General features: G+C 70.0%; 15 protein-coding genes and 1 tRNA gene. 2 read left to right on the top strand and 14 right to left on the bottom strand.

Features of this window, described 5'->3' with window-relative positions:
• Nucleotides 1-29: 29 nt before the first annotated feature.
• The 3 genes from ACFPQ9_RS09055 to ACFPQ9_RS09045 all read right to left on the bottom strand — a co-directional run bounded on the left by ACFPQ9_RS09055 (nucleotide 30) and on the right by ACFPQ9_RS09045 (nucleotide 4,149).
• A complete protein-coding gene (locus ACFPQ9_RS09055; protein ID WP_380849461.1) occupies nucleotides 30-854 on the bottom strand; it encodes a YceI family protein in 825 nt (274 codons plus the stop codon).
• 306 nt (nucleotides 855-1,160) lie between these two features.
• Nucleotides 1,161-3,617 (bottom strand): MFS transporter, encoded by a 2,457-nt coding sequence (locus ACFPQ9_RS09050; RefSeq protein WP_465269564.1) that lies wholly within the window; start codon nucleotides 3,615-3,617, stop codon nucleotides 1,161-1,163.
• A gap of 85 nt (nucleotides 3,618-3,702) precedes the next feature.
• Entirely contained in the window at nucleotides 3,703-4,149 is a 447-nt protein-coding gene (locus ACFPQ9_RS09045) for a MarR family winged helix-turn-helix transcriptional regulator (RefSeq protein WP_380849455.1), read from the bottom strand.
• A gap of 206 nt (nucleotides 4,150-4,355) precedes the next feature.
• On the opposite strand from ACFPQ9_RS09045, the gene ACFPQ9_RS09040 reads away from it, so the two are divergent.
• The gene (locus tag ACFPQ9_RS09040) at nucleotides 4,356-4,550 is read left to right on the top strand and encodes a hypothetical protein (RefSeq protein ID WP_380849452.1); all 195 of its coding nucleotides are present in this window, start codon (nucleotides 4,356-4,358) and stop codon (nucleotides 4,548-4,550) included.
• Between the two features lie 9 nt (nucleotides 4,551-4,559).
• Here ACFPQ9_RS09040 and ACFPQ9_RS09035 read toward each other — a convergent pair whose 3' ends face one another.
• The 9 genes from ACFPQ9_RS09035 to ACFPQ9_RS08995 all read right to left on the bottom strand — a co-directional run bounded on the left by ACFPQ9_RS09035 (nucleotide 4,560) and on the right by ACFPQ9_RS08995 (nucleotide 9,872).
• On the bottom strand, nucleotides 4,560-5,336 hold the full coding sequence (locus ACFPQ9_RS09035; RefSeq protein WP_380849450.1) for a hypothetical protein: 777 nt from the start codon (nucleotides 5,334-5,336) through the stop codon (nucleotides 4,560-4,562).
• 39 nt (nucleotides 5,337-5,375) lie between these two features.
• Nucleotides 5,376-6,257, bottom strand: coding sequence for an RNA polymerase sigma factor SigF (locus tag ACFPQ9_RS09030; protein WP_380849447.1), 882 nt, complete (start codon nucleotides 6,255-6,257; stop codon nucleotides 5,376-5,378).
• 268 nt (nucleotides 6,258-6,525) lie between these two features.
• Complete coding sequence (locus ACFPQ9_RS09025) at nucleotides 6,526-7,392, bottom strand: RNA polymerase sigma factor SigF (RefSeq protein WP_380849445.1); 867 nt, start codon at nucleotides 7,390-7,392, stop codon at nucleotides 6,526-6,528.
• A 178-nt stretch (nucleotides 7,393-7,570) separates the two neighbouring features.
• Nucleotides 7,571-7,864 (bottom strand): Dabb family protein, encoded by a 294-nt coding sequence (locus ACFPQ9_RS09020; RefSeq protein WP_030952811.1) that lies wholly within the window; start codon nucleotides 7,862-7,864, stop codon nucleotides 7,571-7,573.
• A 9-nt stretch (nucleotides 7,865-7,873) separates the two neighbouring features.
• The gene (locus tag ACFPQ9_RS09015; RefSeq protein WP_380849442.1) at nucleotides 7,874-8,053 is read right to left on the bottom strand and encodes a hypothetical protein; all 180 of its coding nucleotides are present in this window, start codon (nucleotides 8,051-8,053) and stop codon (nucleotides 7,874-7,876) included.
• A 162-nt stretch (nucleotides 8,054-8,215) separates the two neighbouring features.
• Nucleotides 8,216-8,300 (bottom strand) — tRNA-Ser (locus ACFPQ9_RS09010).
• A gap of 55 nt (nucleotides 8,301-8,355) precedes the next feature.
• The gene (gene tadA / locus ACFPQ9_RS09005; protein ID WP_380850057.1) at nucleotides 8,356-8,787 is read right to left on the bottom strand and encodes a tRNA adenosine(34) deaminase TadA; all 432 of its coding nucleotides are present in this window, start codon (nucleotides 8,785-8,787) and stop codon (nucleotides 8,356-8,358) included.
• 38 nt (nucleotides 8,788-8,825) lie between these two features.
• Nucleotides 8,826-9,356 (bottom strand): tRNA adenosine deaminase-associated protein, encoded by a 531-nt coding sequence (locus tag ACFPQ9_RS09000; RefSeq protein ID WP_380850054.1) that lies wholly within the window; start codon nucleotides 9,354-9,356, stop codon nucleotides 8,826-8,828.
• Between the two features lie 321 nt (nucleotides 9,357-9,677).
• Nucleotides 9,678-9,872 (bottom strand): hypothetical protein, encoded by a 195-nt coding sequence (locus ACFPQ9_RS08995; protein ID WP_380849439.1) that lies wholly within the window; start codon nucleotides 9,870-9,872, stop codon nucleotides 9,678-9,680.
• Between the two features lie 138 nt (nucleotides 9,873-10,010).
• Between ACFPQ9_RS08995 and upp the strand changes: the two genes are divergently transcribed.
• The gene (gene upp, locus ACFPQ9_RS08990; protein ID WP_380849436.1) at nucleotides 10,011-10,646 is read left to right on the top strand and encodes a uracil phosphoribosyltransferase; all 636 of its coding nucleotides are present in this window, start codon (nucleotides 10,011-10,013) and stop codon (nucleotides 10,644-10,646) included.
• 105 nt (nucleotides 10,647-10,751) lie between these two features.
• On the opposite strand, the gene ACFPQ9_RS08985 is transcribed toward upp, so the two are convergent.
• Nucleotides 10,752-11,369 (bottom strand): LytR C-terminal domain-containing protein, encoded by a 618-nt coding sequence (locus ACFPQ9_RS08985; RefSeq protein ID WP_380850051.1) that lies wholly within the window; start codon nucleotides 11,367-11,369, stop codon nucleotides 10,752-10,754.
• A 134-nt stretch (nucleotides 11,370-11,503) separates the two neighbouring features.
• Complete coding sequence (locus tag ACFPQ9_RS08980; RefSeq protein WP_003999914.1) at nucleotides 11,504-11,800, bottom strand: type II toxin-antitoxin system VapB family antitoxin; 297 nt, start codon at nucleotides 11,798-11,800, stop codon at nucleotides 11,504-11,506.
• Nucleotides 11,801-12,075: the final 275 nt, after the last annotated feature.

Below are 12,075 nucleotides of genomic sequence, written 5' to 3'. Positions count from 1 at the left end.
GGGGCCCGTTCAGCCTGACCCTGCCGTGCTCACGCTTGCGGCAGTGTCTCGCCCTGCACCGCCTGGATGTCCAGCTCCACCTTCAGCGTCGTGCCGATCGCGGCGATGCCCGCCTGCACGACCTGGTTGTAGTTCATGGCGAAGTCGTCCCGGTGCAGCTCCGTCGTCGCGCGGAACGCGGCCCGCGTCCCGCCCCAGGGGTCGGCGCCCGTGCCGAGGTAGGCCAGGTCCAGGTCGACCGGCCGTACGACACCGTGCATGGTCAGCTCGCCGTGGACGGTCCAGCGGTCGGTGCCGGCGGCGGCCGTGACCCCCGTCGAGCGGTACATGATCTCGGGGTACTTCTCCACATCCAGGAAGTCCGGCGACTTCAGATGCCCGTCCCGCATGCCGTTGCCCGTGTCGATCGAGTCGGCCCGGATCACCGCCTCCACCCGGGACTTGGCGATGTCGTCCGGCGCGATCTCGATGGCGCCGGAGAACCGTGTGAACCGGCCGTGCACGCTGGAGATGCCCAGGTGCTGGGCGACGGCGGCCACGCTGGAGTGCGCCGGGTCGACCGTCCACGGTCCCGGTGGCGGCAGCTCCGTGCCGCCCTGGCGGGCCAGGGTCACCGTGCCGACCTCGGCCCGGCCGCTCGCGGTGACGATCGCGCTCGCGGCGGCGGGCGCGTAGCCGACCGCGGTGACGATGACGGTGTACGCCCCGGGGGCCAGCGGATTCGCGTCCCGTACGGCCCCCTCCGCGTCCGCCTCCAGGCGCAGCACCTGCGTCCCGGTCATGTCCGTCACCGTGACGACCGCGTGCGACACGGCCCACCCGTCCCGGGTACGGATCCTCGCGGTCAGTCCCATCTCACGTACTCCTCAGAAGGTCTCAAGAAGAACCGGCCCGCGGCGGGCGACGCACCTCCGCTCAGAGCGCGCCGCCCGCCACGGGCCGGGGCGTGGCCCGGTCGCCAATCTCCCGCCTGCCGCGCGGTGTCTGGCACGCGCATCTGCCGCGTTGTCGTCGGTCGCCGACTCCCCCACTCTCGACTTCGCTCGAGCGGGGGGACCCCCATCGCGTCGACTCCCTCCTCCGCCTTGCGGCTGCACGCACCAGACACCGCGCGGCCCGCCCTTCGGGCGGACGACGGGAGATTGACGACCGGGCCACAACTACTCGCCGGGGTGGGCGAGTTCGATGTCGTGGTCGTCGGTGCCGGGGCCGGTCACCGTCAGGGCGGTCGCCACCGGCGGGTAGCCCGTCGCGATGACCGTGTACTCGCCGCCGTCCAGGTCGGTGAAGGCGTACGCCCCGTCCGGACCGGTGGTGGCGGTGCCCACGACGTTGCCCGCCGCGTCGAGCAGGGTCACGCGGGCGTCGGCCAGCGGACCGTGCGGCGCCCGTACGACGCCCTGGACCTGCGCGCCGGCCTCCAGGTCGACCTCGATCCGGGTGACCCCGGTGCCGCCGACCTCGACGGGCAGGGCGCGCGGCCGGTAGCCGGCGGCGTTCACCGCGACGGTCACGGCACCCGGCACCAGCTCGGCGAAGCCGAACTCGCCCTGCTCACCGGTGACGGCTGTGGCCAGCAGGTCCCCGCGCACATCGGTCACGATCACCATCGCGTCCTTCACCGGCAGCGCGCTCTGCGCGGTGCGCACCACGCCGCTCAGGCCACTGGTGCCGCTGAGCAGGATGTCGTACGACAGCGGGCCATCGCCGTTCACCACGACCGTCGACGCCTGTGGCTGGAAGCCGTCGGCGGAGGCGATCAGGACGTACGATCCCGCGCCCGGAGCATCGACGGAGTAGGAGCCGTCGGGCTGCGCCACCGAGCGGCCCAGCTGGCGGCCGGCCAGCGAGATCAGCGTGACCGCCGCCTGCGGTACCGGCGCGCTCTCGGCGCCCCGCACGAAGCCGCGGACCGGCACACCGCCGGACGCCGCGCCGCCGGCCTCCTCGCCGCGGGCCACCGTGGCGACGGCCGTGAGCGGCTGGGTGCCCTCGGGGGCGGTCCCGGTCTCGGAGGCGGTGACGGCCCAGCTGGGCACGCGCTCCTGTGCGGAGGCCGAGGCCGCCGCGGCCGGTGCCGCCGCCGGGGTCTCGGCCGGCTCCGGGTTGTCGGCCTCCGCGGCCTGCGCCAGCGCGCCCTTGGTCTTCAACGGGACCTCCTTGATGAACAGGGCGAACAGGAGGGCGAGGAAGGCGATCGGCGCCGCGTACAGGAAGACGTCGGCGACGCCATGGCCGTACGCGCTCTCGATGACCGTGCGCACCGGGCCGGGCAGCGCGTCGAGGTCGGGGATCTCACCGTGGCCGGAGGAACCCTGCACGCCGAGCTTGGTGAGGCCCTCCTCGGCGTAGTGGGTGATCCGGTGGCTGAGGACCGCGCCCAGCGCGGAGACGCCCATGGCGCCGCCGAGGGAGCGGAAGAAGTTCACGACCGAGCTCGCGGCACCCAGGTCGGTCGGAGCGACCTGGTTCTGCGTGGCGAGGACGAGGTTCTGCATCATCATGCCGACGCCGAGACCCAGCAGGGCCATGAAGATCGCCACGTGCCAGTACTCGGTGTCGTAGCGGATCGTGCCGAGCAGCCCGAGGCCCGCGGTCACCAGCACACCGCCGGCCAGCAGCCAGGCCTTCCAGCGGCCGGTGCGGGTGATGACCTGGCCGGAGACGGTCGAGGAGATGAACAGGCCCACGATCATCGGGATGGTCAGCACGCCGGACATGGTCGGCGACTCGTTGCGCGCCAGCTGGAAGTACTGGCTGAAGAAGATCGTGCCCGCGAACATCGCGATGCCGACGAACAGGGAGGCCAGCGAGGCCAGCGTGATGGTGCGGTTGCGGAACAGGCGCAGCGGGACGATCGGCTCGCTCGCCCTGGTCTCGATGAAGATGAAGATCAGGAGGAGGGCGAGTGCGCCGCCCGTCATCGCGCCGGTCTGCCAGGACAGCCAGTCGTACTTGTCACCCGCGAAGGTCACCCAGATCAGCAGCAGGCAGACCGCGGCGGTGATGAAGAAGGCGCCCGCCCAGTCGACCTTGACCTTCCGCCGGACCACCGGCAGGTGCAGGGTGCGCTGGAGCACGATCAGGGCGACGACCGCGAAGGGCACGCCGACGTAGAAGCACCAGCGCCAGCCGAGCCAGTCGGTGTCGGTGATGACGCCGCCGATCAGCGGGCCGCCGACCATCGCGGTGGCGAAGGTCGCGCCGAGGTAGCCGTTGTAGCGGCCGCGCTCACGCGGGGAGATCATCGCCGCCAGGATGATCTGGGCCAGTGAGGACAGACCGCCCATGCCGATGCCCTGCACGGCACGGAACGTGATGAGCATGGCCGGGTTCTGGGACAGACCGGCCGCCGCGGACCCGGCGACGAAGATGACGAGGGCCAGCTGTATCAGCAGCTTCTTGGAGAAGAGGTCGGCGAGCTTGCCCCACAGGGGTGTGGACGCGGTCATCGCCAGCAGTGACGCGGTGACCACCCAGGTGTAGGCGCTCTGGCCGCCGCCCAGGTCCTTGATGATGTCGGGCAGAGCGTTGGAGACGATCGTCGACGACAGGATCGCGACGAACATGCCGAGCAGCAGCCCGGTCAGCGCCTCCATGATCTGCCGGTGGTTCATGGGAGTGCCGTCCCCGGCTCCGCTCCCGTGCTTGGCGTGGGCCCGCACACCGGCTGGTGTGGTCGTTGCCATGGGATTCCTTTTCCTACTGGGTGATCGCGGGTGTACGGCAGTCGAAGCTGGCTCTCAGCCGGGCCATGAGCCGGGTGAGCGCCTCGACGTCGTCGTCGGTCCAGTCGCTCAGCCGCTCGGCCAGCAGCTGCGTGGTCCGCCGGGACATCTCCCGGATTCGGTCCTCGCCGGCCGGGGTGAGGTGGAGGATGCGGCTGCGCTTGTCCGCCGGATCGGGGGAGCGCTCGATCCAGCCGCGCTCGGCGACGTGGGCGACATGACGGCTGGTGACCGACATGTCCACGGCGAGCAGCTCGGCGAGCTTGCTCATGCGCATGTCTCCGTGGCCGGCCAGCAACGTCAGTACGGCGGCGGATCCGGCGGGACAGTCGGACGGCAGCGTCCGTCCCATCTCGCGTTTCACGGCGCCGAAGGCGCTGAACTGGCGGACCAGCTCCTCGTACTGCGCCTGCTCGGCCATCACACCTCCCGCTTGTTTGTTGCTTAGGGCAACCATAGAAGCGTTTGGTTGCTACAGGCAAACAAATCAGCTCTGGCGGGGTATAAAAACTTGGCAAAGGCAAGTATTGCGACCGTAAATGTGCAGGTGGGGCGGGTTCTGTGGCCCCTGTGCAGGGGTTGGGCCCCCACTTGGGCCGCACGGGCGGATTCGCTAGGGTCCAGGCCATGGCTAACACCCAGGGCCCCCAGGGCAACCACGACCCCGCAGGCAGCACCCAGATGTTCCGCGCGTTCGTCGACGAGGGCCCGCAGGGCGGTCGTCGGCAGCAGGCTTCTTCCGGTCCGCGCATCGGCATGATCATCGGCGTCGTCGCCGCGGTCGTGATCGTGGCGGCGGTGGCCTGGCTGGCGCTCAAGTAGCCGCTACGGCTACTGCTCCCACCGGACGGTGACGTCCCGCGTCTCGATGTGCATGCCCAGCGGCACGCGCCAGGCGTCGACGCACACCGTCCAGGTCTTCTCCTTGCGCACCCCGGCCCCGATCGGCGCCGGGAGTTCCTCCGACGACTCGATCGTCGCCCAGTCGATGCCGAGCGCACCGATGATGTGGGTCCCGAAGGTCACGGTCCCCGAACGCACGGCCGTGCCGCCCGAGTTGTGCAGGTCGAGCGTCACCTTCTCGCACCAGCGCTTGTCCGTGGGCTCCCGCACGGGGTCGCTCACGGTCAGCTTCGCGGGCGAGGGTGGCGCCGAGGATGCGGAGCCGCCGGCCGAACTGCCGGACGGGGTGGCCGAGTCGGCGGGCTCGGCCGCGGGGCCGTCGGTGCCGCTCGGGGGACGGGCGGAACCCTCCGCCCCCGCGTGCTGGGTTCCTGGGGAGGACGTCGGCCCCTGACTCTCCTGACTCCCCTCCGGCTCAGGGGAGTTGCCGGAGCCGCCGGCCCCACCATTCCCGCCGGTACCGCCGCTCGATCCGCCGTTCTCCGGCTCGTCGAGCGGTACCAGCGTCACCTCGCCCGTGGGTGCGGCGGCCTTGCCGGAGACGCGGGGCGGGCCTCCCGCCGCTCCCGTGGCGACGTATCCGTCGTCGCCCCCGCCGCCCCCGCACGCGGCGAGCGTCCCGCCCAGGCAGACGACGGCCGCCGACGCGCCGATCAGGGCGCACCGACGGCCGTGTGTCGAGGTCGTCCATGTCCGGCGAAGCATCGGGCCATGGTGGCTGACGCTCCGTCAAATATGAAGGGGTCAGTCGGAGATGAGCCCCTCACGCAGCTGTGCCAGGGTCCGGGTGAGCAGCCGGGAGACATGCATCTGGGAGATCCCGACCTCCTCGCCGATCTGCGACTGGGTCATGTTGGCGAAGAAGCGCAGCATGATGATCCGCCGCTCACGGGGCGGGAGTTTGGCGAGCAGGGGCTTCAGCGACTCCCGGTACTCGACGCCCTCCAGGGCGGAGTCCTCGTAGCCGAGCCGGTCCGCGAGCGAGCCCTCGCCGCCGTCGTCCTCCGGGGCCGGGGAGTCCAGCGAGGAGGCCGTGTAGGCGTTGCCGACCGCGAGGCCGTCGACGACGTCCTCCTCGGACACGCCCAGCACGGTGGCGAGTTCGGTGACCGTCGGGGAGCGGTCCAGCTTCTGGGAGAGCTCGTCGCTGGCCTTGGTGAGGGCCAGCCGCAGCTCCTGGAGCCGGCGCGGGACGCGCACCGACCAGGACGTGTCGCGGAAGAACCGCTTGATCTCGCCGACCACGGTCGGCATCGCGAACGTCGGGAACTCCACGCCCCGTTCGCAGTCGAAGCGGTCGATCGCCTTGATCAGGCCGATGGTGCCGACCTGGACGATGTCCTCCATCGGCTCGTTGCGCGAGCGGAAGCGGGCCGCCGCGTAGCGCACGAGCGGGAGGTTGAGCTCGATCAGGGTGTCCCGGACGTAGGCGCGCTCGGGGCTGTTCTCGTCCAGTGCGGCGAGCCGCAGGAACAGGGAGCGGGACAGGGTGCGGGTGTCGATGGCTCCCGGTGACGGGAGGGCCGGTACGGCCTCGAGGGCCGTGACGTCGTCGAGAACGGCGTCGGGCGCGGACTCGCTCTTCGTGAGCGTGAGCACCTTCGAGCTGCCCTGGTCTGCGGACATGCCACCCCCTTTGGGTCGCGGGACGGTCGTGGCGAACGCTCCGATCGAGGAACGCCAGCCTTCACCTGAATACCGGAGCCGAAGCCACGGCAAACGCGCTTCCCGAAGAATGTCACATGTCGGCAACACGCTGTAGTGACATGTCGACATGTGAGACTTGAATCCGCCCTGGATAAAGGGGGTCTGACGGTATTTCGGATCAGAACTGTCGGGATCTGCCCTGGTGAGCGATTCGCTCGCGACGGTGACCGGTCGATCCTGTATGCGGTTAGGCGTCGATCCGGTTCGCCGAACGCAGCCGCTGGAAGCTACGCGCGAGTAGCCTCGATACGTGCATCTGGGACACCCCGAGTTCCGCACTGATTTGCGACTGGGTGAGGTTGCTGTAGTACCGCAGAAGAAGGATTCTCTGTTCGCGTTCGGGGAGTTGCACCAGCAGATGCCGTACGAGGTCCCGGTGCTCCACGCCGTCCAGGGCCGGGTCCTCGTAGCCGAGCCGGTCCAGCAGTCCGGGCAGCCCGTCGCCCTCCTGGGCGGCCTCCAGCGAGGTGGCGTGGTACGACCGCCCGGCCTCGATGCAGGACAGCACCTCGTCCTCGGTGATGCGCAGCCGCTCGGCGATCTCGGCGGTCGTGGGGGTGCGTCCGAAGGACGTGGTGAGGTCCTCGGTCGCGCTGTTGACCTGGACCCACAGCTCGTGCAGCCGGCGCGGCACGTGCACCGTGCGGACGTTGTCCCGGAAGTACCGCTTGATCTCGCCGACCACGGTCGGCATCGCGAACGTCGGGAACTGCACGCCCCGGTCCGGGTCGAAGCGGTCGATGGCGTTGATGAGTCCGATCGTGCCGACCTGGATCACGTCCTCCATCGGCTCGTTGCGGGAGCGGAAACGGGCGGCCGCGTAGCGCACGAGCGGGAGGTTCGCCTCGATGAGCGCCCCGCGTACGCGGGTGTGCTCCGGCGTGCCCGGCGTCAGGTCCTTGAGCTCCCCGAAGAGGACCTGGGTGAGTGCCCGGGTGTCGGCGCCGCGGCTGCGGGGCGGCGGGGACGCGGGGGTGGTGTCCTCCTGGGGCGAGTGGGTCGTGGCTTGAGGCGCAGTACTGGCCGGCACGGTCAACTCCACCTCGTGATCCATCAACTCATCCGTCAAAAGCGGTCATAGCATCACAAGACAGTTCATTGTGTTCAAGTACCGCATAATCCCGTGTTGAGAATGAGAGGATGCGTAAGACACGCGAAAACCCCCCGCCGTTACGGCGGAGGGCTTCGGGTGGATCGAGGGGCGGCGCGGCTCGGCAGAGGTGTGGCGCGGCTCAGAATTCGTAGTCGGCGATCACCCAGGTGGCGAACTCCCGCCACAGGGCGACGCCCGCCTGGTGTTCGGGGTGCTCCGCGTAGACGCGCAGGGCGGCCGTGTCCTCGAAGGCGGAGTTGATGGCGAAGTCGTAGGCGATGGGGCGGTCGCTGAAGTTCCAGCCCAGTTCCCAGTGCCGCAGCTCGGGGATCTTGCCCTCCAGTGAGCGGAAGGCCTCGACGCCCGCCACGACCCGCGGGTCGTCGCGCTCGACACCCTCGTTCAGCTTGAAGAGGACCAGGTGGCGGATCATGAGTACTCCCTAGCTGTCGCCTCCGTTGGCGATCCACGTCATGAAGTCGCCGATCGCCGCGGCGGCGTCCGAGATGCCCTCGAACCCTACCGTGACGTAGTCCCCCGCCTTTTCCGGGTCCGTGATGATCACGTAGAGCACGAAGACCGCGAGCACATAGACGGCGATCTTCTTCGAATTCACCGCCATCGCGGCCTCCCCTGTGGCTGGTGTGCCTGCCGTGCCTGCCATGCCTGTCGTGCCGAATGAGTCGAAAGAGCCTCGGGTTACCGGCGGTGAGTGTAACCTTCGCCCCTCCGCGTAGATCAACAGCACGAAGGGCCCCGTCCATCGGACGGGGCCCCTCTTCAGCGGTAGCGGAGGGATTTGAACCCTCGGTGACTTGCGCCACACTCGCTTTCGAGGCGAGCTCCTTCGGCCGCTCGGACACGCTACCGAGGGAGACCTTACAGCACGCCCGGCCATGCTCTGAAATCGGTATTCGCGGCCCGTCAACGATCCCGGAAGAAGTCCGTGAGTCGGCGGGCGCACTCCTCGGCGAGCACGCCCTCGATCACTTCGGGCCGGTGGTTCAGCCGTCGGTCGCGTACGACGTCCCAGAGGGAGCCGGCCGCGCCCGCCTTCTCGTCCCGGGCGCCGTAGACGACCCGGTCCACCCGGGACTGCACGATCGCGCCGGCGCACATCGTGCAGGGCTCCAGCGTGACGACGAGCGTGCAGTCCGACAGCCGCCACTCGCCGAGCGCCGCCGCGGCCCTGCGGATCGCCAGCACCTCGGCGTGGGCGGTCGGATCGCCGGTCGCCTCACGCTCGTTGTGGCCGGTGCCCAGGACGGTCGTGCCGTCGGCGGACAGCACGACCGCGCCGACGGGGACGTCCCCGCCCTGGACGGCCCGTTCGGCCTCGTCCAGGGCGAGCCGCATCGCGGCCCGCCAGCGGTCGCGCACGGGGTCGAACGAGGTCAGCGGACGGTCTCCAGGACCTCCGAGGCGCCCAGCGCCTCGGCGATCGCGCTGAGGGCGTCCTCGGCGTCCAGGGACTTCAGCTCCTTCTCGCCGACGCCGAGGTCGTCGAGGATCTCGCTGTCGCCGACGGGGCTGTGCGGCACCGCGTCGGCACCGCCGCCGTCCTCGTCGTCCTCGGAGTCGCCGTCGGGCTCCTCCGTGCCGTCGAGGTCCAGGGAGTCGAGGTCGGCGTCGTCGTCGCCGGGCTCCCTTCCGAGCAGTTCGTCGGTGAGCAGGATCTCGCCGTAACTGCTGCGGGCGGCTGCTGCGGCGTCCGAGACGTAGATACGGGGGTCGTCCTCGCCGTCGATGCGGACGACGCCGAACCAGGCGTCCTCCTGCTCGATCAGCACCAGCACCGTGTCGTCCTCGGGAGAGGCTTCACGGGCCAGGTCGGCCAGATCCGACAGGGTCTCCACATCGTCGAGCTCTGTGTCGCTCGCTTCCCACCCGTCTTCGGTGCGCGCGAGCAGTGCGGCGAAGTACACCGTGACTCTCCCACTGGTCATAGGCGTGCCGGTTGGGGGTCCCCCCGGCGGAGGTTGGGGTGGGGCGGCTCGGTGTCCGAGCCCCACCCACTCGGAATCGTGGCAGAAACAAGGCGTTCAGGGGACGTCTTCGGCTCCCTGTGTCCGGCAGTTTTGATCGCGTGGGCCCGAGGGTTCCGCGAGCAGGTCTGTGAAGGACTCACGGACTCACCAGCGCACTCGTTGCCGCCACGTGCGGATCGTACGCGGGTTTTCCGGGTGTCCACGCACCCTCACCGCCCAACCGCCCGGAGAACAGCCGATCTTCCCGCGCGACTCGCCCTACCAGCGGAACGTCCGCATGCGCAGCGCATGCCGCAGTCGGGCCGCCTTGGCGCGGCGCGGCTGGACGCGGTCGCGCAGTTCGCGGGCCTCGGCGAGTTCCCGCAGGAACTGGGCCCGGCGCCGCCGGCGCGCGGCGTCACTCTGGTCCGGCGCGTCCTCGGTGGGACGCTCCGGGGACTCAGGATCAGGCATCGGCTCACCACCCCCGCTACGTCCCTCCCACTTTCCCTCCGATGGGGGGTTTGATGCCAGCGCACGGGTGATGCCGCGGCATCGGGCTTGCCGTGTGGGGGGACGCCGGGCATACCCGGCCCGGTTAATGTTGTGGACATGCGTCTCCACGTCGTCGACCACCCCCTGGTCGCCCACAAGCTCACCACGCTGCGCGACCAGCGCACCGACTCCGCGACCTTCCGTCGGCTGGCCGACGAGCTGGTCACCCTGCTCGCCTACGAGGCCACGCGGGACGTGCGGACCGAAGCGGTCGACATCACGACCCCGGTCACCGGCACCACCGGCGTCAAGCTGTCCCACCCGCGCCCGCTGGTCGTGCCGATCCTGCGCGCCGGCCTCGGCATGCTGGACGGCATGGTCCGGCTGCTGCCGACCGCCGAGGTGGGCTTCCTGGGCATGATCCGCAACGAGGAGACGCTCCAGGCGTCCACGTACGCCTCGCGGATGCCGGAGGACCTCTCCGGGCGCCAGGTGTACGTCCTGGACCCGATGCTGGCCACCGGCGGCACGCTGGTCGCGGCGATCCAGGAGCTCATCAAGCGCGGTGCCGACGATGTGACCGCCGTGGTGCTTCTCGCCGCGCCCGAGGGTGTGGAGCTGATGGAGCGGGAGCTGGCGGGGACGCCGGTGACGGTGGTGACGGCTGCTGTTGACGATCACCTCAATGAGCAGGGGTACATCGTGCCGGGGCTCGGGGACGCGGGGGATCGTCTCTACGGGGCGGCCGAGTAAGAGCCGGGGGTTGTTCGCCCTATCGCCGTGAGGGCGCGGCTGCGTGGCGACTGCCGGTCCGTTGCGGCTGTTCGCGCAGTTCCCCGCGCCCCTTTCGGGGCGCCTCTAGCAGCCCTTCCTCGAAGCTGAGGCAGTCGGCTTCGGGTTGGACAGGGCGGTCAGGGCCTTGTCGGCGTCCGGCTTCTTCGTGAGTTCCTTGAAGCGGTCGCCGATGATCAGGTCCACGGTCGCGCCCTTGCGGGTGGCCTCGGTGCGGCGTTCGGCCGTGGTCAGCTGGGTGGCGAGCACCGGCAGTGAGGTGTTCAGGGAGGCGGCCGGGCCGAGCAGCAGTCCGGTGCCCTTCACCTTCTTGTCGTACTCCTTGGTCGCGTTGCCCACGTCGCCGATCTTGAAGCCGCGCTTCTTCAGCTCGTCCGCCGTCTTCTTGGCGAGCCCGCTGCGGGTCGTCGCGTTGAAGACGTTGACCGTGATGCCCGCCGGTTTGGGCAGTGCCGCGGTCGCGGTGGGCGAAGGCGTGGCCCGGATCCCGCAGCCGGACTTGGGGCCGGCGGCCGAGGCCTCTCCGCCGCCGCCCGTGAAGACGTCGATGAGCTGGAGCGTGCCCCAGCCGACCATGCCGAGCGCGCCGAGGGAGGCGACGGCGAGGACGGCGAGCCTGCCGCGTCGCCGACGCCGCCGCATCCGTGGGTATTTGTTCCCCTTGATGCGGTACTGGCCGCCCATGCCCTGGGGAGTCAGCATGCTCATGGGCGCAGCGTAGTCCGCTCGGGCGGCAATGCCTACTAGATGATCATTCGATGCCGCACGGACTTACCCGAAAGGGGCAACCGGCGACGCCCGGGCGTGTCAGCCGGGGATCAGTCCAGTTCCAGGACTCTCGCGTGCAGCACCTGGCGCTGCTGGAGCGCCGCGCGCACCGCGCGGTGCAGGCCGTCCTCCAGATACAGGTCGCCCTGCCACTTCACGACATGCGCGAAGAGGTCGCCGTAGAACGTCGAGTCCTCGGCCAGCAGGGTTTCCAGATCGAGTTGACCCTTGGTCGTCACGAGCTGATCGAGGCGGACCGGGCGCGGCGCGACGTCCGCCCACTGCCGGGTGCTTTCCCGGCCGTGGTCGGGGTACGGCCGGCCGTTTCCGATGCGCTTGAAGATCACACGGAAAGCCTACCGGTCAAGACGTTCCGGGCGCAGCCATGGCGCGGTAGTGCGACGCTGGAAAAGATTGGTCAAACCGGTATGAAACGGCAAAGGTCGAGGGAATGACGGCCGGATCGGAAGCCGGATCTGAGGCCGGAACGGAAGCCGGAACGGACTCGTACGGAAGCCGAGGTGGCCCGGGGTCGGGTCGAACACCCTGCCGGATCGCGGTCGGACGTCGTGCCGGATCGCACGGGGACGTCCTGCCGGACCGGAGTCGGTCGCCCGTTCGA

Source organism: Streptomyces coerulescens, assembly GCF_042657965.1.
In the GTDB taxonomy this organism is placed as follows: Bacteria; Actinomycetota; Actinomycetes; order Streptomycetales; family Streptomycetaceae; genus Streptomyces; species Streptomyces coerulescens.
The sequence above is the reverse complement of the archived record's forward strand: the minus strand, read 5'-3'. Positions and strand labels throughout refer to the sequence as shown.

Bases quoted from the DNA above. Each gene is read 5' to 3' on its own strand.
- ACFPQ9_RS09055 (WP_380849461.1), bottom strand. From the start codon at position 854: ATGGGACTGACCGCGAGGATCCGTACCCGGGACGGGTGGGCCGTGTCG.
- ACFPQ9_RS09050 (WP_465269564.1), bottom strand. From the start codon at position 3,617: ATGAACCACCGGCAGATCATGGAGGCGCTGACCGGGCTGCTGCTCGGC.
- ACFPQ9_RS09045 (WP_380849455.1), bottom strand. From the start codon at position 4,149: ATGGCCGAGCAGGCGCAGTACGAGGAGCTGGTCCGCCAGTTCAGCGCC.
- ACFPQ9_RS09040 (WP_380849452.1), top strand. From the start codon at position 4,356: ATGGCTAACACCCAGGGCCCCCAGGGCAACCACGACCCCGCAGGCAGC.
- ACFPQ9_RS09035 (WP_380849450.1), bottom strand. From the start codon at position 5,336: ATGCTTCGCCGGACATGGACGACCTCGACACACGGCCGTCGGTGCGCC.
- ACFPQ9_RS09030 (WP_380849447.1), bottom strand. From the start codon at position 6,257: ATGTCCGCAGACCAGGGCAGCTCGAAGGTGCTCACGCTCACGAAGAGC.
- ACFPQ9_RS09025 (WP_380849445.1), bottom strand. From the start codon at position 7,392: ATGGATCACGAGGTGGAGTTGACCGTGCCGGCCAGTACTGCGCCTCAA.
- ACFPQ9_RS09020 (WP_030952811.1), bottom strand. From the start codon at position 7,864: ATGATCCGCCACCTGGTCCTCTTCAAGCTGAACGAGGGTGTCGAGCGC.
- ACFPQ9_RS09015 (WP_380849442.1), bottom strand. From the start codon at position 8,053: ATGGCGGTGAATTCGAAGAAGATCGCCGTCTATGTGCTCGCGGTCTTC.
- tadA (WP_380850057.1), bottom strand. From the start codon at position 8,787: ATGCGGCTCGCCCTGGACGAGGCCGAACGGGCCGTCCAGGGCGGGGAC.
- ACFPQ9_RS08995 (WP_380849439.1), bottom strand. From the start codon at position 9,872: ATGCCTGATCCTGAGTCCCCGGAGCGTCCCACCGAGGACGCGCCGGAC.
- upp (WP_380849436.1), top strand. From the start codon at position 10,011: ATGCGTCTCCACGTCGTCGACCACCCCCTGGTCGCCCACAAGCTCACC.
- ACFPQ9_RS08985 (WP_380850051.1), bottom strand. From the start codon at position 11,369: ATGGGCGGCCAGTACCGCATCAAGGGGAACAAATACCCACGGATGCGG.